This is a genomic window from Pseudomonas sp. MEJ086, from assembly GCF_030209025.1.
GTDB lineage: Bacteria > Pseudomonadota > Gammaproteobacteria > Pseudomonadales > Pseudomonadaceae > Aquipseudomonas > Aquipseudomonas fulva_A.
Genome location: NZ_JARVSV010000061.1, coordinates 12,519 through 36,789, shown reverse-complemented (window position 1 = coordinate 36,789; position 24,271 = coordinate 12,519). Strand labels below are relative to the sequence as shown.

Annotated in this window: 21 protein-coding genes and 1 pseudogene; 2 read left to right on the top strand and 20 right to left on the bottom strand. The window is 64.6% G+C overall.

What is annotated here, in order from left to right; translation table 11 throughout:
• Positions 1-337 precede the first annotated feature (337 nt).
• From QRN22_RS26080 to QRN22_RS26070, 3 genes are read right to left on the bottom strand one after another with little or no spacing between them, the layout of a single operon-like run.
• Positions 338-1,021, bottom strand: coding sequence for a GNAT family N-acetyltransferase (locus tag QRN22_RS26080; protein ID WP_042555685.1), 684 nt, complete (start codon positions 1,019-1,021; stop codon positions 338-340).
• Between the two features lie 15 nt (positions 1,022-1,036).
• Entirely contained in the window at positions 1,037-1,474 is a 438-nt protein-coding gene (locus tag QRN22_RS26075; protein WP_042555686.1) for a GNAT family N-acetyltransferase, read from the bottom strand.
• A 20-nt stretch (positions 1,475-1,494) separates the two neighbouring features.
• On the bottom strand, positions 1,495-2,121 hold the full coding sequence (locus QRN22_RS26070) for an FMN-binding negative transcriptional regulator (protein ID WP_042555687.1): 627 nt from the start codon (positions 2,119-2,121) through the stop codon (positions 1,495-1,497).
• 90 nt (positions 2,122-2,211) lie between these two features.
• On the opposite strand from QRN22_RS26070, the gene pdxR reads away from it, so the two are divergent.
• Entirely contained in the window at positions 2,212-3,684 is a 1,473-nt protein-coding gene (gene pdxR / locus QRN22_RS26065) for a MocR-like pyridoxine biosynthesis transcription factor PdxR (protein WP_042555688.1), read from the top strand.
• Between the two features lie 5 nt (positions 3,685-3,689).
• On the opposite strand, the pseudogene QRN22_RS26060 reads toward pdxR, so the two are convergent.
• A pseudogene (locus QRN22_RS26060) lies at positions 3,690-3,788 on the bottom strand (GNAT family N-acetyltransferase); the annotation flags it as partial.
• Between the two features lie 619 nt (positions 3,789-4,407).
• Between QRN22_RS26060 and QRN22_RS26055 the strand changes: the two are divergent.
• Entirely contained in the window at positions 4,408-5,634 is a 1,227-nt protein-coding gene (locus QRN22_RS26055; protein WP_231570215.1) for a PrpF domain-containing protein, read from the top strand.
• Here the strand turns inward: QRN22_RS26055 and QRN22_RS26050 are convergent.
• The 16 genes from QRN22_RS26050 to glgA all read right to left on the bottom strand — a co-directional run bounded on the left by QRN22_RS26050 (position 5,631) and on the right by glgA (position 23,975).
• Positions 5,631-5,843: a DUF3079 domain-containing protein gene (locus QRN22_RS26050; RefSeq protein WP_042555689.1), complete on the bottom strand. Its 213-nt coding sequence runs from the start codon at positions 5,841-5,843 to the stop codon at positions 5,631-5,633. The two genes, QRN22_RS26055 and QRN22_RS26050, sit on opposite strands and share 4 nt — an antisense overlap.
• Positions 5,844-5,936: 93 nt before the next feature.
• Complete coding sequence (locus QRN22_RS26045; RefSeq protein WP_042555690.1) at positions 5,937-6,929, bottom strand: lysylphosphatidylglycerol synthase domain-containing protein; 993 nt, start codon at positions 6,927-6,929, stop codon at positions 5,937-5,939.
• Positions 6,926-8,158 carry a cardiolipin synthase ClsB gene (gene clsB / locus QRN22_RS26040; protein WP_042555691.1) on the bottom strand — a complete coding sequence of 411 codons (1,233 nt, stop codon included), beginning with the start codon at positions 8,156-8,158 and terminating at the stop codon, positions 6,926-6,928. Before clsB ends, QRN22_RS26045 begins: the two co-directional genes overlap by 4 nt.
• Positions 8,155-8,934 (bottom strand): endonuclease/exonuclease/phosphatase family protein, encoded by a 780-nt coding sequence (locus QRN22_RS26035; protein WP_042555692.1) that lies wholly within the window; start codon positions 8,932-8,934, stop codon positions 8,155-8,157. The genes clsB and QRN22_RS26035 overlap by 4 nt, the downstream gene beginning before the upstream one ends.
• Positions 8,931-9,842, bottom strand: coding sequence for a DUF72 domain-containing protein (locus tag QRN22_RS26030; protein WP_042555693.1), 912 nt, complete (start codon positions 9,840-9,842; stop codon positions 8,931-8,933). The genes QRN22_RS26035 and QRN22_RS26030 overlap by 4 nt, the downstream gene beginning before the upstream one ends.
• 95 nt (positions 9,843-9,937) lie before the next feature.
• Positions 9,938-10,141 carry a CBS domain-containing protein gene (locus QRN22_RS26025; RefSeq protein WP_052493849.1) on the bottom strand — a complete coding sequence of 68 codons (204 nt, stop codon included), beginning with the start codon at positions 10,139-10,141 and terminating at the stop codon, positions 9,938-9,940.
• Positions 10,142-10,298: 157 nt separating this feature from the next.
• Positions 10,299-10,943 carry a glycosyltransferase family 2 protein gene (locus QRN22_RS26020; protein WP_042555694.1) on the bottom strand — a complete coding sequence of 215 codons (645 nt, stop codon included), beginning with the start codon at positions 10,941-10,943 and terminating at the stop codon, positions 10,299-10,301.
• Positions 10,940-11,566 carry a class I SAM-dependent DNA methyltransferase gene (locus QRN22_RS26015; protein ID WP_042555695.1) on the bottom strand — a complete coding sequence of 209 codons (627 nt, stop codon included), beginning with the start codon at positions 11,564-11,566 and terminating at the stop codon, positions 10,940-10,942. The genes QRN22_RS26020 and QRN22_RS26015 overlap by 4 nt, the downstream gene beginning before the upstream one ends.
• On the bottom strand, positions 11,563-12,321 hold the full coding sequence (locus QRN22_RS26010; RefSeq protein WP_042555696.1) for a PIG-L deacetylase family protein: 759 nt from the start codon (positions 12,319-12,321) through the stop codon (positions 11,563-11,565). The genes QRN22_RS26015 and QRN22_RS26010 overlap by 4 nt, the downstream gene beginning before the upstream one ends.
• The gene (locus tag QRN22_RS26005; protein WP_231570216.1) at positions 12,318-13,355 is read right to left on the bottom strand and encodes an acyl-CoA dehydrogenase family protein; all 1,038 of its coding nucleotides are present in this window, start codon (positions 13,353-13,355) and stop codon (positions 12,318-12,320) included. Before QRN22_RS26005 ends, QRN22_RS26010 begins: the two co-directional genes overlap by 4 nt.
• Complete coding sequence (gene glgX / locus QRN22_RS26000) at positions 13,352-15,481, bottom strand: glycogen debranching protein GlgX (protein WP_042555697.1); 2,130 nt, start codon at positions 15,479-15,481, stop codon at positions 13,352-13,354. Before glgX ends, QRN22_RS26005 begins: the two co-directional genes overlap by 4 nt.
• Before the next feature lie 18 nt (positions 15,482-15,499).
• Positions 15,500-15,826: a DUF2934 domain-containing protein gene (locus tag QRN22_RS25995; protein WP_042555698.1), complete on the bottom strand. Its 327-nt coding sequence runs from the start codon at positions 15,824-15,826 to the stop codon at positions 15,500-15,502.
• Positions 15,823-18,627, bottom strand: a complete 2,805-nt coding sequence (locus QRN22_RS25990) for a malto-oligosyltrehalose synthase (protein ID WP_042555699.1) — start codon at positions 18,625-18,627, stop codon at positions 15,823-15,825. The genes QRN22_RS25995 and QRN22_RS25990 overlap by 4 nt, the downstream gene beginning before the upstream one ends.
• Positions 18,620-20,698, bottom strand: coding sequence for a 4-alpha-glucanotransferase (gene malQ / locus QRN22_RS25985; RefSeq protein WP_042555700.1), 2,079 nt, complete (start codon positions 20,696-20,698; stop codon positions 18,620-18,622). Before malQ ends, QRN22_RS25990 begins: the two co-directional genes overlap by 8 nt.
• Positions 20,695-22,437 (bottom strand): malto-oligosyltrehalose trehalohydrolase, encoded by a 1,743-nt coding sequence (gene treZ, locus QRN22_RS25980; RefSeq protein WP_042555701.1) that lies wholly within the window; start codon positions 22,435-22,437, stop codon positions 20,695-20,697. Before treZ ends, malQ begins: the two co-directional genes overlap by 4 nt.
• Positions 22,437-23,975 (bottom strand): glycogen synthase GlgA, encoded by a 1,539-nt coding sequence (gene glgA / locus QRN22_RS25975; RefSeq protein WP_042555702.1) that lies wholly within the window; start codon positions 23,973-23,975, stop codon positions 22,437-22,439. The genes treZ and glgA overlap by 1 nt, the downstream gene beginning before the upstream one ends.
• Positions 23,976-24,271 lie beyond the last annotated feature (296 nt).

The following is a 24,271-nucleotide window of genomic DNA, read 5'->3' as shown; positions in this document are numbered from 1 at the left end:
ATGCGAGGTTGCGGTATGGCCGCTACCGCTTTCGCGCCGAGGGCGACGCTCCTACCCGATTGGCAGGGATGCCGCGATCCCGGGGCGAATCCTGGGCACTGCGCCGGTTTGCGGTATGGCTGCCATCGCATCGCCCGCAAGCGGGCTCCTACAAGACGGTGGGGATCCCGTAGGAGCCAGCTTGCTGGCGAATGGTGGCCGTGATGCGAGGTTGCGGTATGGCCGCTACCGCTTTCGCGCCGAGGGCGACGCTCCTACGCGATAGTGGGGATCCCGTAGGAGCCAGCTTGCTGGCGATTGGTGACGTGATGCGTGGTTGAGGCTGCCCGATAGATATCTATCTCGCCCGCAATGCTTCCAGGCGCTGCCGCTGCTTGCCATGTTCGTCGAAGTTGTCGGGCGACAGCCAGCGTTGTAGGGCGTCGCGGCATTGCGGCCATTCGCTGTCGATGATCGAGAACCAGGCGGTATCGCGGTTCTGTCCCTTGATTACCGCGTGCTGGCGAAACAACCCCTCGTGAACGAAACCCAGGCGTTCGGCGGCGCGCAGCGAGCGGGCGTTGCGTGCATTGCACTTCCACTCCAGGCGCCGATTGCCCAGGTCGTCCATCGCCAGGCTCATCAGCAGCCAGATCGCCTCGGTTGAGGCGGGGGAGCGCTGCATGGCGTGGCCAAAGGCGATATGGCCGATTTCGATACAGCCGTCGGCGGGCGCGATACGCAGGAAGGACAGCAGCCCTACGGCACGCCCGCTGGTCTTGTCGATCACGCTGAAGAACAGCGGGTCACTGGTGCTTTGCTTGTCCTGCAGCCAGGCATCGAACCCGGCGCGCTCGGCGAACGGACCATAGGGCAGGTAATCCCATAAGGCAGGGTCGCTGTCCACTCCTTGCAACGCCTCCCAGAGATCATCGCCATGCGCTGCTGCGTCCAGCGGTTCCAGGCACACGTAGCGGCCGTCGATGGCGCTGCGCGGTGGCGGCGAAACGGGTGTCCAGTCGAGCAGGGTGTCGTCGGTCATGGTCTGGGTTCCTGATTACAGCTGCTTGCGGTATTGCACGAAACCGGAGCGGTCGGCGATGTGATCGTAGAGCCGCATGGCGGTGGTGTTGCTTTCATGGGTCAGCCAGTGCACCCGCGAAGCGCCAGCCAGCTTGGCCTGAGCGTAAACATGCTCGATCAGCCCGCGCCCGGCGCCGCTGCCGCGAACGCTTTCGTCGACGAACAGATCCTGCAGGTAACAGTAATCGCCGGTCGTCCAGCAGGAGCGGTGGAAAATCCAGTGCACCAGGCCGATGGCGCGCCCTTCGTGCCAGGCGAGAGCCGCATGCATCGGTTCGTCGTCAGCGAGAAAGCGTTGCCAGGTCAGGGCTGTGGTGGCCTCGGGCATCTGCTGCCCGTAGAAGCGCAGATAGCCCTGCCAGAGTGGCGACCAGGCAGCCTGATCGTCAGCGGTGATTGCGCGTATTTCCATGATCGAAGTCTCCTCGGTGATTAGTCATTCATGCGCTGCGCCAGGGCGCGGTCGCGGGGATCAGCGCTGGCGCTGAGACCGTCATGCACGCCCTGGCGATCCGCTTCGCTGCGGTTCTGGCCAAGCTTCCATTTGCCCTCCAGGCGCTCGATGGGCAGGGCGAAGCCGACGATGGCGCGCAGCATGCCGGCGATGTACTCCCGGGGTGCATCGTTCAGTGCCCAGGGTTGCGGGCGCGGGTTCTCGTGACGGGCGCTGAGTTCGTCGAGCAGGCTCAGCAGGCGCTCGCTGTCATCGAAAACCGCGGCCTGGCCGTAGGCATGCACTGCGATGTAATTCCAGGTTGGCACCACCTTGCCGTGCTCGGCCTTGGCCGGATACCAGGACGGGCTGATATAGGCATCGGCGCTGTTGAAGGTCACCAGCGCTTCACCGCCTTCGGCCAGTACCTGCCAATGCGGATTGGCCCGCGCCAGGTGGCCGTACAGCGTGCCGTTGCGGCCTTCTCCGGGGCGCAGCAGCAAGGGCAGATGGCTGGCTTGCAAGCCGTTCTCGCCATGGCTGATCAGGGTAGCCAGGCGGCAGTCGGCAATCTCCCGGTGCAGGGCGGCGAGGTCGTTCTGGCGAAATGCGGAGGGTACGTACATGGAGCATTCCCGTAGGTGGACGGACTCATGCTAGAACTGCCATTGGTCTGTTGTAAGATCCATTTTAAGTGACTTTCGTAGGGCCAATTAATGGCGTCTTCAGCTTCTTTGCCGGTCGACCTTTCCGGCCTGCATCTGCAGCCTGGCAAGGGATTGTCCCGCCAGCTCTACCAAGCCCTGCGCGAACGCGTGCTCGACGGCCGTCTGCCTGGCGGCACCCGACTGCCCGCCAGCCGGCAATTGGCCGAGCGCCTGGGGGTGTCCCGCAATACGGTGAACCGTGCGCTGGATCAGCTCTATGCCGAAGGCTACGTGCAGGGCCGGGTGGGTGATGGCACCTATGTGGCCGCCATCTCCGCGGTCGCGGAGCCGCCAGCCGCAGATGTGCCGGGCACGGCCAGTAGCGCCGCGCTGCAACGGCTCGACGAGTACCATCTGCCGGCACCGTTAGCCGGCGCACCGCGGGCGTTTCGGGTTGGCGTGCCGGCTTTCGATCTGTTTCCGTTCGAGACCTGGGCGCGGCTGTCGGCGCGTTTCTGGCGCAGGCCGTCACCGGCACGGCTGGGCTACGGCGATCCGGCGGGTGACCCGCAACTGCGCGAACTGATCGCCGCCTATCTGCGCAGCAGCCGGGGCCTGCAGTGCGATCCGGCGCAGATCATCGTCACCTGCGGCGCACAGCAGGCGATCAGCCTGTGCGCGCAATTACTGGTCGAGCCGGGTGATCCGGTGGCCGTCGAAGATCCGGGGTACCGTGCCGCCGGCCATGCCTTCAGCGTTGCCGGCGCGCAGCTGCGCGGTATTGCCGTCGATGGCGACGGCCTGGATGTCGCGCAGTTGGAGCGGGCAGGGGCGTGCCGGCTGGCCTATGTCACGCCTTCGCACCAGTATCCGACCGGGGTGACGCTGTCACTGCCCAGGCGCCTGGCGCTGCTCGACTGGGCCGAGCGTAACGATGCCTGGATCATCGAGGACGATTACGACGGCGAGTACCGTTACAGCGGCACGCCGCTGGCGCCGTTGGCCGCACTGGATCGTGGGCAGCGTGTGCTCTATGTCGGCACTTTCTGCAAAATCGCCTTTCCGGCGCTGCGGCTTGGCTATCTGGTGCTGCCACCCCGTCTGGCCACTGCCTTCTCCCGGCGTCGTGCGGTGGATATGCGCCACTCGGAGGTCGGCACCCAGGCGGTGATGGCCGCGTTCATCGCCGCCGGGCATTTTCAGCGGCACATCCGCCGCATGCGCAATGCCGCCCGCGCCCGTCGGGATGCGCTGCTGGCGGGCTGGCCGCAAAGTCTGCCGGGCTGCGAGCCGCTGCCCGATGTACACGCCGGCCTGCATCTGAGCGTGCGCTGCGAAAGCCTGGCGCGAGAACGGGAACTGGTTGCCGGTGCGGCGACGGTGGGTGTGGAGATCAACCCACTCAGCAACTACTGGCTACCTGGCGGCGATACGTCGATGGACGATCGCGCTGGCTTGGTACTGGGTTTCGCGGCGGTGCCGGAAAAGGCGATCGGCGAGGCCTTGCAGGCCTTGCGGGGTGCCTGGAAGCTGCCTGATTGAACAGGCGCCATCTTCGCCTGTAGACGAGTCTTCACGGCGGGCCACCCACTGTCGATGATGCTGAAACGCACCGAGTTGCACTTGCGCCCGTCGGGCATGATTCGTTAACGCTCACAGCCCAAGCTCCGAGCCGCATGCTCTGAGCCACCATCGGCGTTGAATGGCTTTGGTGGGTTAAAGCGCCACCCTACGGTCGATGCCCCTGGGGAGTAGGGTGGGCTTCAGCCCACCACCGACAACGCTCACAGCCCGAAGCTCCGAACCGCATGCTTTGAACGTCCAGCCACCTCGGCGTTGAATGGCTTTGGTGGGCTTAAGCCCCACCCTACGGTCGATGCTCCTGGGGAGTAGGGTGGGCTTCAGCCCACCACAACAACGGCCACAGCCCCAAGTACTGAACCGCATGCTCTGAGCCACCAGCCACCATCGGCGTTGAATGGCTTCGGTGGGCTAAAGCGCCACCCTACGGTCGATGCCCTGGGGGTAGGGTGGGCTTCAGCCCACCACGGATAACACCCACAGCCCGAAGCTCCGAGCCGCATGCTCTGAATAGCCAGCTACCATCGGCGTTGAATGGCTCTGGTGGGCTAAAGGGCCACCCTACGGTCGATGCCCTGGGGGTAGGGTGGGCTTCAGCCCACCGAACGATCGCACCACCGCCCGACCAGGCGAAGCCCCTGAACAGGTTAAGATGGACGCCCACCCAAGCACGAGGAACTGCCGATGCGGATGTTGCAGTCTGCCGAATTTCAGCCCCGTCTGCGTGAGGGCCTGCTCGAGTTTCCGGTGCACCATGTGCGCGGCGGGACGTCCACCGGCCTGCTGATCTGGGAACCGTTCGCGCCTGCGGATTCGGTGCTGCGTGAGGAACTGCTGCGCCATCTGATGGGGGTGCCCCTGAGTGGCTCGCAGCCCGGCAATCGTCAGATCACCGGCCTGGGCCGTGGTGCGCCGACCAGCAACAAGGTGTTCTTCGTCGACTGGGAAGCGACCCGTGACGGCGAGCGATTGGTCAGCACCCTGGCGCAACTGGCCAGTGATCACGCCGCCATCGACTGGAGCGTGAATTGCGGCAACCTGTCCAGCGCGTTGCCGCTGTGGGCGCTGGACGTTGGCCTGGTGACGGCAGCGGCGGGCGAAAGCCGTGACATCAGCATTCGCAACAGCAATACCGGAGTGATCAGCACCGGGCGCATCGGACGTACTGCCGAAGGCGCGCTGGTCTGTGCGTCGATTCCCGGTGTCAGCGGCGAATTTCCCTCGGTCGATCTGTTTCTGCACGATCCCGTGGGCGCCAAGACCGGGCAGTTGCTGCCGACCGGGCAGGCGGTCGAACAGATCGACGGGCGTGCGGTGTCCTGTGTGGATGTGGCGGTGCCGATGGTCATCACCCTGGCCAGCGATTTTGGCAAGACCGCCCATGAGCCCCTCGCCGACCTGCAGAACGACCAGGCCTTCATGGCCGACCTGCGCCGCGTGTGGGTCGAAGCGGGGTTGCGGATGAAGCTGCGCCGCCGTGACGGCGAGCTGATGACGGCGGACGAACTTGCGCGCAGCGAAACCCAGCCCAAGGTCTGCATCGTCGGCCCACCCCAGGCAGGCGGTAATATTTCGGTGCGTTATTTCACGCCCCAAGCACTGCATGCTTCGATGGCGGTTTCCGGTGGCTGCTGCCTGGCGGCTGCTGCACTGATCCCGGGCTCGGTGGCCTGGCAGGTGGCTACGGGGCTTGCCGCGCCGTCTGGCGAGTTCGCCGATATCGAGGTGGCCATCGAAAACCCGGCGGGCGCTCTCGCCACCACGGTGGTGGCCCGTGAGCGCGACGGCAAGCTGCAGGTCAGCAGTGCCGCCTATCGGCGCACGGCGCAGGTATTGTTGCGCGGCCACGTACCGCTGTATCGGGCATCGCCAGGGCTGGTCGAAGCACTATTGCCGTTGACCCAGCGCTAGACCAGGCGCTGTTTCGGGTTCTGTTCGGCGGGAGGAGGCTCGATGCCCCAGTCGCCATGCAGGTACCAGTCGTCACCGAGCATTTCGCTGGGATGCTGGGTGCGGCCTGCACCGTTGCCACACTCCAGGTCGTCGGCAGCGCAATAGCGGTCGCACCCCCAGCAGACGCGCTGGGGGTTCTTCGGGAGCAGGGGGAATTTCTTGGCCATGTCGCGCACTCCTGTGAGTCTCGAACTCAAGCTAGCGCGTCTGGCGTCGCGGCCCTTGACCTGGGTCAGCAGGGCCGCTGTCGATGCTGAACCTCAGGCCGGGTCGGTCGCTTCGCTGGAAGCGTCCTGATTGCCGTTCTGGCGCAGCTTCTTGGCCCGTTTTTCCAGCACCAGATACACCACGCAGGCGACGGCCAGTGGCAACAGGAAGTAGATCGCCCGGTAGCCGATCAGCGCGGCGACGATGCTGCCCTTGGACATTTCGTGCTGCAGCAGAGCAATGAACACCGCCTCGATGACGCCCAGCCCGGCCGGAATATGGGTGATCACCCCGGCGATACTGCTGATCATCAGAATGCCGAGAATCATCGGGTAGAAGGCTTCTTCCGGCAGCAACAGGTAGATGATCAGCGCCATCAGCGACCAGTTCAGTGCACCCAGGCCCGCCTGCAACAGCGCCATCGGCAGCGCAGGGAGGGTCAGTTCATGGCCACGCACCTTCCAGGTTCGGCGTTTGGAGAACTGGCAGGCGAGCAGGTAGCCGATGCCCACCGCCAGCAACGCCAGGCCGATGATGCGCAGGCCCGTGGCGCCGATGGCCCAGCCTTCCGGCAGCTTGAGCAGGCCGAAGGTGAAGATCACGCCTGCCAGCAGGATGTAACCCAGCCAGTTGGTGATCAGGCTCATGCTCAATACGCGGGTGATGGTCGAAACCTTGAGGCCGAGGCGCGAATACAGGCGATAGCGCAGGGCGACGCCGCCCACCCAGGAACTCAGGTTGAGCGTGAAGGCGTAGCAGACGAAGGTCAGCGGCAGGATCTGCCGCGCTGGCAGCTTGTGGCCGGTGTAGGCGCGGCCGATCAGGTCGAAGCTCGAGTACACGGCGTAGCTCAGCGCCGAGACGCCGATCGCGGCGAGCAGAATGCCGCTGCTGTAACCGCGCAGGGCCTTGCTGACTTCCTGCCAGTCGAGGTTCTTGACCAGCATGAACAGCAGCACCGGCACCAGGATGAAAAAGCACAGGGTCAGCAGGCGCTTGGCCCAGCGCCATACCGGTTTGCCTTGCTTGTCGTCGGGCTCGCTCACGAGACTTTCTCCTGGTCGATCTGCAGGGTGTTGCACTGTGGCGCCTCGACGTTCGGTTGCAAGAGCTTGAGCCGTGGCGAGTGGGCCGGGAACCAGCCGGCGATGGCCGGAAAGTGGCGCAGGAAGTGGAAGCACATGAAGATCAGCGGCGCGCGCCACCAGTAGCCGCGCATCACCCGCTTTAGCGGCACCGATTTGCAGCTCGAGGTGGCCAGTTCCATCAGGTGCTCGTATAACCGGCGATTGAGGGCCGGGTCACGGACGATCACGTTGGCTTCCAGATTCAGCGACAGGCTCAGGGGGTCCAGATTGCTGGAGCCCACGGTCGACCATTCGTGGTCGGCCAGCGCCACCTTGCCGTGCAGCGGGCGCTGGCAGTATTCGTAGATGGTCACGCCGTCGCGCAGCAGGTAGTTGTAGGTCAGCCGCGAGCACAACCGCACCAGCGGCATGTCCGGTTGGCCCTGAAGAATCAGGGTGACCTTGACCCCACGCCGCGCCGCGTTGCGCAATTCGCGCAGCAGGCGGTAGCCGGGAAAGAAATAGGCGTTGGCCACCACCAGGCGATGCTGGGCGTTGCGGATGGCGTCCAGGTAATGCTGTTCGATGGTGTTGGTGTCGTCGCCGTTGTCGCGGATCGCCATGAGCATCCGGCTGTTGCCTGCATGACGATGCTGAGTCGGCTGATTGCTGCGGCGCAGGGCCACTTCACGGTCGTCGCGCGCTTGCAGCAGGCGCTCGCTGGCAGCGTGCAGATCGGCAACGATCGGCCCGCGAACGCGAAGCGCGTAGTCCTGCTTGGCCATCGGCCCATTGGCGATGAGGTGATCGACGCCATAGTTGATGCCGCCGATGTAGGCCAGCTCGCTGTCGATCACCACGATCTTGCGGTGCAGGCGGCGGAACAGGTTGGTGCGCATGCCCATCAGGCGCTTGCCCGGATCGAACATGTGCACGCGTACGCCGGCAGCGACCAGCGCCGCGACGTATTCTTTCGACAGGTCGGCGGTACCGTAGCCGTCCACGGTGATCTCCACCCGGGCGCCGTTATGCGCGGCAGCGATCAACGCTTCCTGCAGCTCCATGCCGACCTTGTCTTCGAAGATGATGAAGGTTTCCAGCAGCACCTCGCGCTGGGCGTTGCGGATGCTTTCGAACACGGCAGGAAAGAAATCCTCGCCGTTGATCAGCAAATCGACCTGGTTGCCATCACGCCAGTCGTACTTCATAGCCGTATCTCCACAGCCAACGGTGCATGATCCGACAGGTGCGACCAGGGGCGGGTCGACAGCACCTGCGGGTTTTGAGTGGTTGCGTTGCGCACGTAGATGCGATCCAGGCAGAGCAGCGGCCAGCGCGCGGGAAAGCTCTTGGCCGGCGCGCCATGTTCGCTGACGAAGGCTTCCTTCAGCCCGCTGGCGGCCAGCAAGCCGTCGGCACGTTTGCGCCAGTCGTTGAAGTCACCCGCGACGATCACCGGCGCATCGGCAGGCAGGCGGTCGAGCACCTTGCAGAGCAGACCAAGCTGCTGCTTGCGATGGATTTCCCGCAGCCCCAGGTGCACGCAGATGGCGTGTACTTCGGCGTGGCCCGGCACGTCGAGCACCGAGTGCAGCAGCCCGCGCTGCTCCTGGGTGCCAATGGAGATATCCAGGTTCTCGTGGCGCAGGATGGGAAACTTCGACAGCAGTGCATTGCCGTGGTCGCCGTGGGGGTAAACGGCGTTGCGGCCGTAGGCGAACTGCGGCCACATGCTGTCGGCGAGAAACTCGTATTGTGGCGTCGCTGGCCATTCTTCGTAGCGCTTGGCGTGGTGCTCGTGGGTACCGTGCACCTCCTGCAGGAACACCATGTCCGCCGACAGCGTGCGGACCGCATCGCGCAGCTCCGGCAGGATGAAACGCCGATTCAGAGCGGTGAACCCCTTGTGGGTATTGACCGTGAGAATCTTCAGCGTGTGGACCGCCGTAGCCAGTTCGGTCGGTGCCGGTTGGTGGGTGCTCATTGGGAAACTCCTGGCGACCGGCCTGGGGCATTGGGCAACCCCTCGGCCAGGTCGAACTGCTGTAAAAGCGAGTAGGCGTCGTAGGGGGCGCGTACCTTGAGATCGTTGTCGAAATAGCAGTAGACGTCGCGCGAGGCCCTGGCACGAGGCTTGTGGGCATCGATCAATTGCGCATCGCCTGGCTGGTTGCCGCGGCTCCAGGTGGCGATGCGCTGGTGCCAGTGGGCCAGCGCAGGCTCATCGTAGCCGCTGGCGTAGAGTTTCTTGTTGCCGTGCAGGCGCAGGTACACGAAGTCGCTCGTCAGGTCTTCGGCGTAGGGCCACTTGCCGCCACTGTCAGCGAACACCAGCGCCACCCTGTGCTTGCGCAGCAGGGCGATGAACGCCGGGTCCCGGAAACTGCCATGGCGGATTTCCACGGCATGTCGCAGACGCTGGTGATGGGGTACGTCGAGACTGCCTTCGCTTCGCCGATCCGCTTTGCGGGCACAGCGCTGTGCCTGTTCGGTATCTTTGGGCAGCAAGGCGAGAAAGTCGGCGAAGCGCTGCTCATCGAAGGCCATGCTCGGTGGGAACTGCCACAGGAACGGGCCGAGTCTGTCGCCGAGTTGCAGAGGCCCGGAGGCGAAGAAGTTGGCGATCGGCGTGGCTACGTCGTTCAGGCGGCGTATGTGGGTGATGTAGCGCGGCGCCTTGACCGCGAAACGAAACCCCTCGGGCGTCTCGCTGGCCCAGCCGGCATAGCGCTCGGGCGTCTGCAGGGCGTAGAACGAGCCGTTGATCTCTATGCTGTTGACGGCCCGGGAGGCGAACTCCAGCTCCTCCTTCTGACGCAGGCCCTGGGGATAGAACTCACCCCGCCATGGCGCGTAACGCCAGCCGGAGATGCCGATATGGATGCGGCTCAAGGCGATTCACCCATGCAACAGGCGCCAAGCGGCAAGCTGCGCGTGCAGGGCGCACACCCAACCGGATGCCGTCTCGTCGCCTGTATCGGCATGGCTCAGTGCGCTCCGGTGACGCTGCGAAACGGTGCCGTGCTGGCGTCACTGTCACCGGGCTGGGCGATGTTGCCCAGGGAAACGACACCCACCAGACGATTCTCGCGGCTCAGCACCGGCAGACGACGTATCAGGTTCTCACCCATATTGCGGGCCACGTGACCGACGTCTTCGTCTTCGGAGCAGGTGATATCGTTGATTGTCATTCTGTCCTCCGGTCGGTGGTCGAGGTGTTCAGCGAGGCGACTGGGCAGCTTCAGGCGTTCTAGGCGTTCCAGGCGTCGTTAAATTCCGACTGGAGCGGCGGGGGCGCGGTTCAAGGTTTTTGCCGCCTGGGCGACGGGAATCGGCGCTGAGCGGGTGTCAGAGCAGGGACTTGAGGTAATCGCCAAAACCACCGCGTGCACGGCAGTCCAGTCGTGCGCTGGTGTAGACCTGTGGCAGGCAGCTCCAGGCGATACGTGCGCCGATGCGCTCGAAGGCTGCTACCAGTTGTACGTCTTCATCGACCGGGATGGCCTTGAAACCGCCAGCGCGACGGTAGCAGGCGGCGCTGAAGGAGAGGTTGGCGCCATGGATATGCCGGTGTCCGTCGCGGGCCTGGTAGGCGCTTGCGTAGCGCGCCTGTACCTCGTGGCCGAGGTCACCCCATTCGGCGACCTGCACGGTGCCGCAAACCATGTCGGCCTTCAGGCTCAACTGGCGTACCAGCCAGTCCGGGGCGACGCGGCTGTCGGCATCCGAGCAGGCTATCCAGGTGGCGCCATGGGACAACAGCCACTCGATACCAGCAGCCCGCGCCAGGCCCACGTTCTGCGCCTCGATGGTGAGGGTGTCGACAGGGTAGTTGGCGATGACGCTGGCGGAGCCATCGGTGCAGCTGTCGAGCACGACCAGAATGCGAACGGCCACCTTCAGCTCGAGATGAGCAGCGGCGGTGAGCACGGCGTCGAGGCACTGGTCGAGTGACCGTTCTTCGTTGTGCGCAGGAATGACGACGCCGATCATGCTGGCAACTCGTCACCCGTGGAGGGGGCCAGCCCCTCACGTTGCGCAACCGACGTTGGCTCGGTGCCCCATACCTCGAGCAGCATGTCGGCATCTTCATGGCGCAGCAGGCGCGGCAGGCCCAATGCCTGATGAATGCGTTGGTGGACCTGGTCACCGGTCAGCGGGCATTCGTCGATCGGCCAGCGCCAGTGGCAAGCGAGCAGGTTGCCGCCCTGATTGAGCGAGGTCCGTGCCCGCTCGATGAGGCGATCGAGGTCTTCGCTGTCGAGGTAGTAGCACAGCTCGCTGAGTACGATGAGGTCGAAGCTGCCCTCCGGCCACTGCTCCGGCAGGCGGGTCTGCAGCAGGCGCACGTTGCTGCGATGGGCGAGACGATTGCGCGCCAGTTCCAGCGCGATGGCCGAGGTATCGCTGCACAGTAACTGGGTGCAGCGCTCGGCAAGGCGTGCACTGAGCTCGCCATTGGCACAACCTGGCTCGAAGATGCTGCCGTAATGGTTGCGCGGCAGGGCGGCGAGGGTCAGGTTGCGCTTGCGTTGTTCGTACCAGCGCTCGCGAAAGGACCAGGGGTCTTCGCTGCCTTTGAAGAGCCTGTCGAAATAGTTGTCGGCGACACTCATAAAAAAACCACCTCGAACGGTTGCTGCAGGCGCTCCACGGTCGTGGCCGAAAGCACCGGCTCGTGGCCCGTATCCGGGTCGCTGTAAAGCTGGCTGGCGAAGGCCTGTATGGCGTGGCGCTTGCGGGCTTGTGCCCATTTGTCCAACTGCAGCTTGCGGGCCCGCTCCCAGGGCAGGCGAGGATCCTCGGGGTTCGCCCAGTGCCAGGCCCAGACCGGGATTTCGTGCACCCTTGCGCCGCAGCTCCGTGCCGCCGCCAGGGATGCGCGGCCTACGGCTTCATGATCGCTGTGACCGTCCTCGCTCCAGGTGGTGAACACCACGTCGCTGGGCTGCAGATAGGTGCTCAGGAATAGCTGCAGTTCGTGTTCGCGCGCGGCCACGCCGGTATCGGGAAACCCGCCGTGTACCCATTGCATCTGATTCAGGGGCAGGCCAAGGCGCTTCAGGGCGTCGGCGCTTTCCAGCGGGCGCACGACGCTGAGCCGCTGTGGTGTCCAATACCCGGAGCCCGGGTGGCTGGCACCGCCGTCGGTGACCGAGATCAACAGCACCTGGCGCTGTTCACGAGCGAGCAACTGCAGCAGACCACCGCAGCCGAGTATTTCATCGTCCGGATGGGGCGAGACGATCACCGCCCGGGAACCTGCCGGCACCAGTTGCGTGCAGTCCATGTCAGGTACCTGAGCAAGGTGCCGCGACGCTCTCCAGGCTTGTGGCGAGGTGCCTTGTCCCTGAATCGGATTGGCTTTCATAGCGTCCAGCTCCCTGGTCGTTGTTGCGCTGCGAGACGGCCGAGGTCGGCCAGGTCGCGTTCTGCATGGCTTTGTCGCAGGTACACCGGCAGATCGGCCAGGTGTCTGGCGAGTACGCCGTCACGGCAATAGGGAGCAGCGCCCAGTGCGCGGCCGACATGACGAATCACGCTGTCGGCAGCGCTTTCGCAGCGAGCACGCACCTGGCGCACCGGCAATTCGGCGTTCGCTTGCGGGTTGGCATCTATCCAGCGGGCGCAGTCGCGCAATGCGCTGGCCGCCGCGAGCAGGGCGTTGTCCACCTCGCCGAGGTGGGCGAGGGCGTGGGGTTCATCGTGGCGTGCACAGTGTTTGCGCAACGCTTCGCCGATCAATTGCGCCGAGCCATACCAGCAGGCGGCGATACCGGCGCCGCCCTGCCAGAAACCCGGACGCTGCAGATAGCCACCGGGCGGCCCCACGCGGTAGCCGCGAGCACCCTCGAACGACACCTCCACGCTTTGCGTGGCCTGCATGCCGATTGCCTGCCAGCCGTCGTTGCTGACACTGACGCCTGACTGGGCCAGCGCGACGGCCACCAGTTGCTGCTCGCCGCTGGCATTCCAGGCGGTCAGTAGCCCATGGCTGAGCACCTTGGCGCCCGAGCACCAGGCCTTGCGCCCATGCAGATGGACACTGCCATCGCTCTGCTCGGCATGCAGCTCGACGCGTGCCTGGGGCGGCTCGGCGGCCCACATGCCCCAGATGCTGTCGCTGGGCGGCGACGGTGCCGCGAAGTGCTGCATGATCGCCAGGGCGTCCGTGTGCCCTTCGTAAAGCTTGCACAGGCTCAGATCGTGTGCCGCGACCGTGGCCAACGCCTGCCAACGTTGCAGGGTATGGCCACCGCCGGGTTGCGGTAATTGGTCGAGGCCGGCGCCACAGAGCGTTTGCAACGCATGGGCGAGGGCCTCGGATTGGATCGGTGCAGCGAGCGGCAGCTCGTCCAGCAGAACGCCGAGGCGATCCACGGGAGAGCCGCCGCCGGGCGTCATGCCTGTTTTTCCTTGTGCAGCTCGAAGAGCACCAGAGAGCGATGGGTCACGGTGAACTCGTCGCCGAACTGGAAGCTTTCGTCTTCCGGTTCATCGGTGCGGTTGGTATCGAGCATGCAGGTCCAGTGGCTGCCCTGAGCGACTTCCGGCAAGCGGAAGTTGACCACGTCGTGATGCGCGTTGACCACCAGCAGCAGGGTTGCGTCGGCGCCGCTGCGGCGAATGCCGGTCGGCTGCGCGCGGCCATCGAGCAGCATGCCCAGGCAGCGGGCGTGCGGATCGTGCCAGTTCTCTTCGCTCATCTCTTCGCCATGGGGCGCCAGCCAGGTGACGTCCTTGACTCCCAGCTCTTCGTTGTAGGCGCCGACGAAGAAACGGCCGCGACGCAGGATCGGGTAGCTCATGCGCAGCTTGATCAGGCGGCTTACGAAGGCTTGCAGTTGCTTGCCCTGTTCACCGAGGTTCCAATCGATCCAGCCGATCTCGCTGTCCTGGCAGTAGGCATTGTTGTTGCCGTGCTGGGTGCGCGCGAACTCGTCACCGGCCACCAGCATCGGTGTGCCCTGGGCGAGCAGCAGGGTCGCCATGAAGTTGCGCATCTGCCGGAACCGCAGGTCGTTGATGGCTTCGTCGTCGGTTGGCCCCTCGACGCCGTGGTTCCAGGACAGGTTGTTGTTGCTGCCGTCCTGGTTGTTCTCGTCGTTGTCCTCGTTGTGCTTGTCGTTGTACGACACGAGGTCATTGAGGGTGAAACCGTCGTGGGCGGTGATGAAGTTCACCGACGTGAACGGGCGCCGACCGCGCTGGTTGTACAGGTCGCCCGAAGCGGTCAGGCGGCTGGCGAGCTCGGCCAGCTGACCTTCGTCACCTTTCCAGAAGCCCCGTACGTTGTCGCGGAACTTGTCGTTCCACTCCGCCCAGCCCGGTGGGAAACCGCCGACCTGGTAACCGCCCGGGCCGCAGTCCCACGGCTCGGCGATCAGCTTGACCTTGCTCAGCACCGGATCCTGGCGGCAGGCGACCAGGAAGCTGTGGCGCTCGTCGTAACCGTCGTGGGCACGGGCGAGAATGGTCGCCAGGTCGAAACGGAAACCGTCCACGCCCATTTCCTTGGCCCAGTAGCGCAGCGAGTCGGTGACCATCTGCAGCACGCAGGGGTGGCTCAGGTCCAGGGTATTGCCGGTGCCGGAATCGTTGATGTAGTAGCGCTTGTCGTCGGGCATCAGCCGGTAGTAGCTGGCGTTGTCGATACCGCGCATGGACAGGGTAGGGCCCAGCTCGTTGCCTTCGGCGGTGTGGTTGTAGACCACGTCGAGAATCAGCTCGAGGCCGGCGTCGTGCAGGTGCGCAGCCATCTCCTTGAACTCGTTGATATGCCCACTGGCCAGGTAGCGCGGATGAGGCGCGAAGAAGCCGATGCTGTTGTAGCCCCAATAGTTGTTCATGCCCTTTTCCAGCAGGTGCTGGTCGTTGACGAAGGCATGCACGGGGAGCAATTCCACCGAGGAAACACCCAGTTTGCGGATGTGCTTGATCACGTCGGCGTTCATCAGCCCGGCGAAGGTACCGCGCTTGTCTTCGGCCACCGACGGGTGACGCATGGTCAGGCCGCGCAGATGGGCTTCGTAGAGCACCGTCTTGTCCCAGTCGACGCGATGGTTGCGGTGTTTGCCCCAGGTATAGGCAGGGTCGACGACCTTGCACTTGGGCACGAAGGGCGCACTGTCACGCTCGTCGAAGCTGAGGTCGCCATCGGGATGACCGATCTCGTAGCCGAACAGCGCTTCCGACCACTTCAGTTCGCCAACCAGTTGCTTGGCGTAGGGGTCGATCAACAGCTTGTTGGGGTTGAAACGGTGCCCGGCTTCCGGCTCGTAAGGGCCGTAAACCCGGTAACCGTAAATCAGCCCCGGATGTGCATCGGGCAGGTAGCCGTGCCAGATCTCGTCACTGTACTCCGGCAACTCGATGCGTTCGATCTCCTCGAGACCGTCCGGATCGAAGATGCACAGCTCGACCTTGGTGGCGTGAGCCGAGAAGAGCGCGAAGTTGACGCCCAAACCATCCCAGGTCGACCCCAACGGAAAGGGGTGACCTTCGGTAATACGCGAGCGTGGTTGACTCATTCTGGGTGGCTCCTGGTGTCAGGCCTTGGGTTTCTTGGGGGCGGGTTTCGCTGCGGTCGGTTTGGCCTTGGCCGGCGCCTTGGCCGGTTTCAGTTCGGCCGGCTTTTCGGCTGCAGCCGGTGCGGTCTTGCTGGCGCGCGGCTTGATCGGCGCGGCAGGCTTCGGCTCGGTGGTGGCGGCCTTCGGCTTGCTCACGCGCTTGGCGGTGGCCTTGGCAGGCGTCTGCTCGGCTTCGGCGAGCTTGGTGGCCATTTCCCAATGGCGTTTGGCCTGGCCGCTGGGTTTCCCTTCGGATTCCCAGATCTGGTAGGCGAATTCACGGATGCGGTCTTCTTTTGCGCTCATGGGTGTGACTCCTGAGAATGGGTCGGGACGATCAGCAGATTGACGGGGACATCGCGCAGTACGTCGCGTACCGCGATATGGCCGTCGCTCGGTAACAGGTCGGCAGAGGAGAAGGCACTGTGCAAAGCCTTGTCGGACAGAGCCGGAGGCAGGGCGATGCGGGTGTCGCCCCATTGGTCATGGGCAATCAGCGGGGTCTGGCTGTCGCCCAGTAGCGATGCGGCCAGGCGTGGCACGATCACCAATGCGTGGGTGTCGCCATGGCTGCGCAGGAAGGCGAGCACCTTGCTGGCATGACGACCCGTTACGGTGAGCGGCTGATAGTCGCCTTTGGCGAACAACCGCTGATGTTGCTTGCGGGCGGCCAGGGTTGCGGCGATCAGCGCCTGCTTGATCTGGCCGTCGTGCCAGTGCGGCAGCGCCTCGGCAAGCGATGCATTGCTGTCCAGCGCCTGCTGGCGCGCGGCAAAATCCACTGGGCGGCGGTTGTCCGGATCGACCAGAGAGAAGTCCCAGAACTCGCAGCCCTGATACAGATCGGGTACGCCCGGCACGCTCATGCGCAGCAGGCTCTGGGCCAGACTGTTGAGTGCACCAGCAGGGGCGATCTCCACGGCAGCGGCGCGGATCTCTTCGCGCAGCTGGCTGCCTTGCCCGCTGCCCAGCAACTTCTCCAGATAGTCCCGGCAAGCACTTTCGTAGTCGCCGTTCGGGTTGCTCCAGGTACTGCGCAGCTTGGCCTCGCGAACGGCCTTTTCCTGCCAGGCGGTGACCCGCTCGGCGAGAGTCTGCAGGCCTTGGGAGTCATCCGCCGGGAGATCCAGCGGCCAGCAGGCCAGGAGGATCTGCAGCAGCATCAGCTCATCACCTGGCGACGGTGCAGTGCCGTCATCGAGCTCCTTGCGCAGCGGTGCTGCCAGCTCGCGCCAGTGTTGGCAACGTTCGGCGAACCATTCCGCGCGCTCGCTGAGCACCGCCAGCCGGGCACGGGTGTCTTCGCCGCGCTTGTGGTCATGGGTCGCGGTGGTCAGCAGGTTGGCCGGAAAGTGCTGAGCACGTTCCTGGCAGCCCTGATGGAAAGCCTCGACGGGAGCACTGAACTGCTGCGGGTCGAAGCCCACGTCATTGCGCGACAACAACACCGCGCTGCGGTAGCAGGCGGTATCTTCCACCGCCTTGGCGGCGGCCGGGGAAGTGAGCTGCTGGAAGCGCTCGATCATTTTCGTCCACAGCTTGCGCTGCGGGCTCGGTGGCAGCTCGGAAAGCACCTGGCCGCCCAGCCAGTTGTCCAGGTGCTCGAGCAGCGGCCAGTCGGCTTCGGCCAGGGTGCTGCGCGCGCCTTCCAGGGCCTGGTCGAACACCGCCTGGTCGCTGGCGCTGCGTCCAGCGGCGGACACGTAAGTGCGGTACACGGGGAAATGCACGATCAGTTCCAGCAGGGCCCGGCGAATGGCACCCAGGGTCAGGTCGCGGGTAGCGATATCGTCCCGAGCGATCAGCAGTAGGCCTTGTGCCAGCGCCTCCAGATCGCCGGCCAGAGAGGTGGTCAGCACCAGTTGGCGGGCCTGACGCACTTCCTCCATGAAGTCGGCGCCACGGCCGCTGGTCTCGCTCCACAGTTGGGCCAGCACGGCCTCGCCCTGAGGGTCGTGCTGCAGCAGGGACACCTGGTTCATGAACTCGTAGCCGGTGGTGCCATCGACACCCCAGTCGAGAGGCAGCTGCTCACCCTCGCCGAGAATCTTCTCGACGTAGATCGGGAAGCGGCTGCCGCGCAGCTCGGCGGGGCGCTGCGGCAGCAGTCTCTCGACGCGACGGCGCAGCTTGCGGCAGTAAGCACGTGGGTTGGCCAGGCCATCGACATGGTCGATACGCAGACCGTCGACCAGACCTTTCTCGATCATCTCGAAAATCTTCGCGTGGGTCGCTTCGAACACCTCGTGGCGTTCGACCTTGAGGCCGCCCAGTTCGTTGATGTCGAAGAAGCGCCGCCAGTTGATGTCGTCCGCCGCGGTGCGCCAACTGGCCAGGCGATAGTGCTGGCGCTCGAGCAGTTGATGCAGGGGCTCGAAACCCTTTTCTTCGCTTGGGCGCAGGCTGGCGATGGCGCGATCGATTGCGCCTCCGGCCTTGCTGGCCAGTGCGACCAGCTCACGGAACAGGGTGCGCGCCTGGCGTTGGCCGTCCTGGCTGTCGTCCAGTGCCGCGAAGCGCTTGCCCAGGGCCTGCAGTTCGGGATGCCCGCTGTGTTGCAGCACGTCGCCATAGGTCGACGGGTTGAGCGGAAAGCGGTGATCGTAGTGCTTGGCGTAGAGCAGGCCCCGTTCGGCATCGAAATGCAGCTCGATCTCGCCGGCTGCCAGGACCTCGCCATAGTCGCTGCGCAGGAAGGGCACCAGCAACTGACCGCGCAGCAGCGGGTCGTGGGACTGCCAGTGAATGTCGAAGAACTTGGCGTGGGGGCTGCTGATGCCCCATTCCAGAACGTCCAGCCACCAGGGGTTGGCGTCGCCGCCCACGGCCATGTGATTGGACACGATGTCGAGGATCAGGCCCATGCCCCTGGCGCGCAATGCCGCGACCAGGCGCTGCAGGGCCGCTTCGCCGCCCAGCTCAGGGTTGATGCGGGTCGGGTCGACCACGTCATAGCCGTGCATGGAACCCGGCCGCGCGGTCAGCAGCGGCGAGGCATAGATGTGGCTGATGCCCAGGCGAGCGAAGTAATCGACCAGGGGCACTGCGTCTTCGAGGGTGAAGCCCTTGTGGAACTGCAGGCGAACGCTGGCGCGCAAATCAGTCATGGCGTGTGCCCTCGACCAAATTGCGTGCCCACTGCAGGCGTTGCAGGCGGTGGCTGACCGCTGGCTCGTCGAGCATGCCATCGGCATCTTCCGACCAGCGCCGCCGCCAGTTCGGGTGTTCTTCGCCGGGGCCCGGCAGGTTGGGCTGCTCGGTGGCGGCCATGGCATCTTCCAGTGGCAGCAGTACCAGCGGTGCCGGTGTGCTGCCGATGAAGGCGATGCTGGCATCCAGTTGCTGGGTGTCGTCCATGTGTTCCGCAGTAGCGTGTCCGTGCTCGTGCAAGGCCTGGTGCAGTGCCTGGGTTTCGTGAGCGCGCAAGTCGTGATCCTGTCTGGTGTAGTCGTCGCTGCGGTGACCCGCGGCCTGGCGCCAATGGATGTCGCGGGAGGCAAGCCAGCCGCGGATACTCGGCAAATCGTGGGTCGTGGTGGTGGCCAGGGCATCGCGTGGCCAATGCGCCGGCGCGTTGAAACGGCCATTGCTTTGCTCGAACAGCAGCACGCGCATGCCGAGGATGTTGCGCTGTGCCAATTCTTCACGCAGACCATCGGGCACGGTGCCGAGGTCTTCGCCGATGATCAGCGCCCCGTGGCGCTCGGCCTCGAGGCACAGCAGGCGCAGCAGATCCCGGGACGGGTAATTGAGGTAGGCGCCTGCGCCGGAGTCCGCACCTTCGGGAATCACCCACAGACGGCGCATGCTCATCACGTGGTCGATGCGCATGCCACCGGCGTGGGCCAGGTTGGCGCGCAGCATCTCGATATAGGCGCGGAAGCCGTTGCGTTGCAGACCGCTGGGCGAGAACGCGGAAACGCCCCAGTTCTGCCCGGAGCGGTTGAGGATGTCCGGTGGGGCGCCGACGCTCACTGCCTGCAGCAGTTCGGCCTGGCGAGCCCAGGCCTGGCTGCCGGCCGCGTCGGCGCCCACCGCCAGGTCGGCGATCAGGCCGACCGCCATGCCGGCTTCACGGGCGCTATCCTGGGCACGGTCTAGGCAGCGGGCGATCAGCCATTGGGCGAAGGCGTGGAATTCGATTTCTTCCTGATGGCCCTCGCAGAACTGCTCGACGGCTTCGTTGGCCGGGTCACGGTACTGTTCTGGCCAAACGCGCCAGTCCACCGGCAGCCCGTTGAGATCCATGAACCCGCGCAGCGCTTCGAAGCGACAGTGCTGGCGCAGGGCGTCGCCAGCCTCGCGGCGAAAGTCGTCGAAGTCGTCGCGCAGCGGGTGGGCGCTGGCGCGAAAGTCGGCATGCAACTGACGCAGGATACGCATACGGCTGCCAGCCACACCCGGCCAGTCGATCAGCTCGAGGCTTTCCAGGCGCGCCAGTTCTTCACCGAGACCGCAGCTGCGAATCGCCTGCTGCAGCGCGTCTTCGCCAAGAATGCTGCCCGGCGCGGCATGCAGCACGTTGAAGAACAGACGGCTGGAAGGCGAGTAGGGGCTGTAGGTGTGCAGATTGGCGCTGAACATGGCATGCATCGGGCTGATCGCCACGGCATCGGCGCCACGCCTGGCTGCGTTGCAGACCAGGGACTCGAGCGCCTGGGTGTCGCCCAGGCCACCATCGTTGGGGCGACGCAGCGAGTACAACTGGGCACTCAGCCCCCAGATCTTGGCATTTTCGCGGTCGGCCAACTGGGCGACGCTGGGGCAGGCCGCGGGTGCGACCGCCAGAGTCACCACGCCGCCAGCGATGCGCAACTGGTGATAACCGGTGATGCCGATAACCGGCAGGCGGCCGCTGTCATCCAGGCGGCCTTCCAGGCGTTCGCCCTGTTCCAGCTCGATCTCGTACAGGGTTCCTGGCGGGAAGTAACGGGTCAGATCGAGGGTTTCCTGGAGGTCCAGAGTCACCAGTGGTCCAAGTGCAAGGCTGTCCTGACGCTGTTGCAGTTCGGCGAGGCTGGCGTCGATCTGCTCGCTGTCCTGCACGGCATAGCCCAGTGCCTCGAGCAGGCGTCGCTGGTTTTCCGGGGTAACCGATTGCTGGCGACCATCGGCGTCGATCCAGTCGACGCTCAGGCCTGCGGCACGGCTCAGTTCGGCAAGGCGTGCATCGCTCATGCTGCGCCCTCCAGCAGAACCCGGATGCTGCGTGGCGGCAACTGGTCGGCATCCTTGTCCGCACGATGGGCGAACAGTGTGGTGGCACCTGCAGGGGCATCCGCGGCGACGTGCGCGTCGCTCAGGTTCAGGTCGATGCGCAGGATCTGCCCATCACCCAGCTGCCAGCTGGCAGCCACTGCGGCCTCTGCCAGTACCCGGCTTTCCAGGGCCTGGCTGCCCTGCAGGCGCGGCACGATGTGCTCACGGCGCAGGCTAAGCAGCTCGCGGTAAAAACCCAGCCAGGCCTTGCCGGAGGCGGTCTCGCGGGTGTGGTGATCAGGGGTGGAGGCCTGGAATGTGCTGGTTTCGTTAGGGGCGGGAATTTCCTGTCCGGAGAACCTGGAGAATTCGCGAAACTCGTTCTGCCGGCCCTTGCGTACCGCTTCGCCCAGCTCGTCGTTGTGCGAGGTGAAGAACTGGAAGGGCTGTTCGCTGCCCCATTCCTCGCCCATGAACAACAGGGGAATCATCGGGCTGAGCAGCAGCAGGGCAGTGGCGCTCCTCAGTGCATCGCCGTCGGCCAGGCTGAGCAGGCGCTCGCCAAGAGCGCGGTTGCCGACCTGGTCGTGATTCTGCAGGAACAACACGAAGGCGCTGGGAGGCAGATGCCCGCTGCTGCTGCCACGGGCCGTGCCGTGGCGGGTGGTTTCACCCTGGTAGATGAAGCCTTCGCGCAGGCAGCGGGCGAGCTTGTGAGTGGCGTCCTCGGCGAAGTCGGCGTAATAGCCTTCGTGCTCGCCGGTGAGCAGATGATGCAGCACGTTGTGGCCGTCGTCGTTCCACTGGGCGACGAAACCACGCTGCAGCAGCTCGGCGTCATTGTTCTCGTTTTCCAGCACCAGGTGCAGATGACGGCCACTGGCAATCGAGCCATGTACACGCTCAGCCAGCTCGAGCAGGAAGTCGCGCTCACCGATGGCATGCACGGCATCCAGACGCAGGCCGTCGACGCGGTAGTCCTGCACCCACATCAGCGCATTGTCGATGAAGTAGTCGCGCACTTCGCGGCGGCGGAAATCGATGGCCGGGCCCCAGGGCGTGTGGACGTCCTCACGGAAGAAGCCACTGGCGTACTGGCCGAGGTAATTGCCATCGGGGCCGAAGTGGTTGTAGACCACATCGACGAAGACCATCAGACCCAATTGGTGAGCATGATCGATCAGCGCACGCAGCTCGTCGGGGGTACCGTAGGAGGAATCCGGGGCGAAGGGTAAAACCCCGTCGTAGCCCCAATTGCGGCCACCGGGAAATTCGCCCAGGGGCATCAGTTCGATGGCGGTGATGCCCAGCTCGATGAGCGCCTGCAGCTTTTCCTGCACGCCTTTATAGCCGCCGAGGGTGCCGACATGCAGTTCGTAGAGCACCGTTTCCTGCCAGGGGCGACCCTGCCAGCCGGCCGTGCTCCAGTGGTAGTGGCCAGGCGCGTCCACGCGGCTCGGGCCATGAACGTCCGCGGCTTGCCAGCGTGAAGCGGGATCGGGTACCAGCAGGTTTTCGTCGATCAGGTAGCGGTAGTCGCTGCCGGCACCTACCGGCAGCGTTGCCGTGAACCAGCCGTCTTGGTCGGCCGTCATTGGGTGTCGCTGATTGTCTTGCAGTTCTACTGCTACACATTTTGCGTCTGGTGCCCAGAGGGCGAAATGGGTGTGACCATGTTCGTCCAGCCAGGCGCCATGTCGTCGGGATTTCTCAACCATCACGCCAATTTCCCACCCGACATCTTCGCGGCCAGCAGCTTGCGGTACAGCGCCGCATAGGGCTCCACCGACTGCGTCCAGTACAGCGGTGATGCCATTGCACGGGCGCGCATGGCGTTGAGCAGCTGCGGATTGCGATGCACGGCCATGGCCCGGCGTACCGCTTCCAGATAGCTCTCGGTGCTGGTTTCGTTGAACAGGAAGCCGCTCACGCCATCTTCGATGGTGTCGGCCAGACCGCCGGTAGCACGGGCGATCGGCAGTGAGCCGAAGCGCTGGGCGTACATCTGGCTGAGGCCACAGGGCTCGAAGCGCGACGGCATGAGCAGGAAGTCGCTGCCTGCGAACATGCAGCGCGCGTCCGCTTCGTTGAAGCCGACATTGGCGCCGACCCGGCCCGGGTAACGGCGGGCGAGTTCTCGCACCGCTTCTTCCAGGTGCTCTTCGCCTCGGCCGATGATGGCGATACGGCCACCTTCGGCAACGATGGTGTCGGCGATTTCCAGGGTCAGGTCGATGCCTTTCTGTTGCACCAGCCGGGACACCACGGCGAACAGCGGACCATCGCTCTGCTCGAGGCCGAATATCTTCTCGACGTGGCGGGTGTTGACCCGTTTGCTTTCCCAGTCGTGGGCTTCGAAGCCCTGCACCAGATGCGGGTCGTTCAGCGAATCCCAGCTTTCGTCGATGCCGTTGGGGATGCCGCTCAACTGGTTGAGCTGCACCTTGAACTGCAGCATGCCTTCCAGGCCGCAGCCGAATTCCTGGGTGGTGATCTCGCGGGCGTAGTTTTCGCTCACGGTGGTCACGTGATCGGAGTACACCAGGCCAGCCTTGAGGAACGACAGTCTGCCGTAGAACTCCATGCCCTGATGGCCACACGCCGAGGAGGGCAGGCCCAGTTCAGGGCTGCATTCGAGGCTGCACAGGCCCTGATAGGCGAGGTTGTGAATGGTGAACACGGTGGGGGTGTTCTGGCCACGCCAGGTCATGTAGGCAGGCGTCAGCGCAGCAGGCCAGTCGTTGGCGTGAACCACCTCGGGGCACCAGCTCAGGCAGGCGGTACCGGAGGCGATCTCGGCGGCAGCCAGGCCCAGGCGAGCGAAACGGATGTGGTTGTCTTGCCAGTCGCGGCCCTGGGCGTCGGCGTAGGGGGTGCCGTCACGGTCGTAAAGCTCGGGGCACATCAATACATAAACGATCAGCCCGTCGGGCAGGGTCATGCAGCCTACGCGGGCCGGGGGCAGGGCGGCGTGGCCGGGAACGCTGCCCACGTCGCGAATAGCGTGACCGCTTTCCAGCACCTGGCGGTAGCCGGGGATCAGTACGCGAACATCGTGATTGGTGCTCATGGCGCGTGGCAGCGAAGCTGACACGTCACCCAGGCCACCCACCTTGATCAGGTCGGCGAGCTCGGAACTTACAAAGAGGACTTTCTTCTTTGCTGCATGCAAATTGGTGATTTTGCTCTGCGGCTTGAGTGGCATTTCTATCGATAAAGCCTGATCAAACCGTGTTGCCACGACAGCGTTTCCCATACCCACCTCCGATCGATTCTGTCCTTGACCCGTAACTGTTTCTTTCGCTTGCACGCTAACGGGAATATGCCGCATGTCGTTCCAGTTGAATCCCGTGTCAGGGCCGGAGGAAAAGCTGCTTTCTGATTATTAATTCCCACGTAGTTCATGACCTAGGTAGGAAAGAAGAAGTTTCGACTATTTTCAATGTCGAGCCGCGCGGCGGGGAACTAATGGAAAACAGCAGGTTTTCGCTGCGATTACGCCGCAAGTGACTGATTTTCGACTGTGATAGGCGCTTCTGGTTGGAGCTTTCA

Bases quoted from the DNA above. Each gene is read 5' to 3' on its own strand.
- QRN22_RS26080 (WP_042555685.1), bottom strand. From the start codon at position 1,021: ATGACCGACGACACCCTGCTCGACTGGACACCCGTTTCGCCGCCACCG.
- QRN22_RS26075 (WP_042555686.1), bottom strand. From the start codon at position 1,474: ATGGAAATACGCGCAATCACCGCTGACGATCAGGCTGCCTGGTCGCCA.
- QRN22_RS26070 (WP_042555687.1), bottom strand. From the start codon at position 2,121: ATGTACGTACCCTCCGCATTTCGCCAGAACGACCTCGCCGCCCTGCAC.
- pdxR (WP_042555688.1), top strand. From the start codon at position 2,212: ATGGCGTCTTCAGCTTCTTTGCCGGTCGACCTTTCCGGCCTGCATCTG.
- QRN22_RS26055 (WP_231570215.1), top strand. From the start codon at position 4,408: ATGCGGATGTTGCAGTCTGCCGAATTTCAGCCCCGTCTGCGTGAGGGC.
- QRN22_RS26050 (WP_042555689.1), bottom strand. From the start codon at position 5,843: ATGGCCAAGAAATTCCCCCTGCTCCCGAAGAACCCCCAGCGCGTCTGC.
- clsB (WP_042555691.1), bottom strand. From the start codon at position 8,158: ATGAAGTACGACTGGCGTGATGGCAACCAGGTCGATTTGCTGATCAAC.
- QRN22_RS26035 (WP_042555692.1), bottom strand. From the start codon at position 8,934: ATGAGCACCCACCAACCGGCACCGACCGAACTGGCTACGGCGGTCCAC.
- QRN22_RS26025 (WP_052493849.1), bottom strand. From the start codon at position 10,141: ATGACAATCAACGATATCACCTGCTCCGAAGACGAAGACGTCGGTCAC.
- QRN22_RS26020 (WP_042555694.1), bottom strand. From the start codon at position 10,943: ATGATCGGCGTCGTCATTCCTGCGCACAACGAAGAACGGTCACTCGAC.
- QRN22_RS26015 (WP_042555695.1), bottom strand. From the start codon at position 11,566: ATGAGTGTCGCCGACAACTATTTCGACAGGCTCTTCAAAGGCAGCGAA.
- QRN22_RS26010 (WP_042555696.1), bottom strand. From the start codon at position 12,321: ATGAAAGCCAATCCGATTCAGGGACAAGGCACCTCGCCACAAGCCTGG.
- QRN22_RS26005 (WP_231570216.1), bottom strand. From the start codon at position 13,355: ATGACGCCCGGCGGCGGCTCTCCCGTGGATCGCCTCGGCGTTCTGCTG.
- glgX (WP_042555697.1), bottom strand. From the start codon at position 15,481: ATGAGTCAACCACGCTCGCGTATTACCGAAGGTCACCCCTTTCCGTTG.
- QRN22_RS25995 (WP_042555698.1), bottom strand. From the start codon at position 15,826: ATGAGCGCAAAAGAAGACCGCATCCGTGAATTCGCCTACCAGATCTGG.
- QRN22_RS25990 (WP_042555699.1), bottom strand. From the start codon at position 18,627: ATGACTGATTTGCGCGCCAGCGTTCGCCTGCAGTTCCACAAGGGCTTC.
- malQ (WP_042555700.1), bottom strand. From the start codon at position 20,698: ATGAGCGATGCACGCCTTGCCGAACTGAGCCGTGCCGCAGGCCTGAGC.
- treZ (WP_042555701.1), bottom strand. From the start codon at position 22,437: ATGGTTGAGAAATCCCGACGACATGGCGCCTGGCTGGACGAACATGGT.
- glgA (WP_042555702.1), bottom strand. From the start codon at position 23,975: ATGGGAAACGCTGTCGTGGCAACACGGTTTGATCAGGCTTTATCGATA.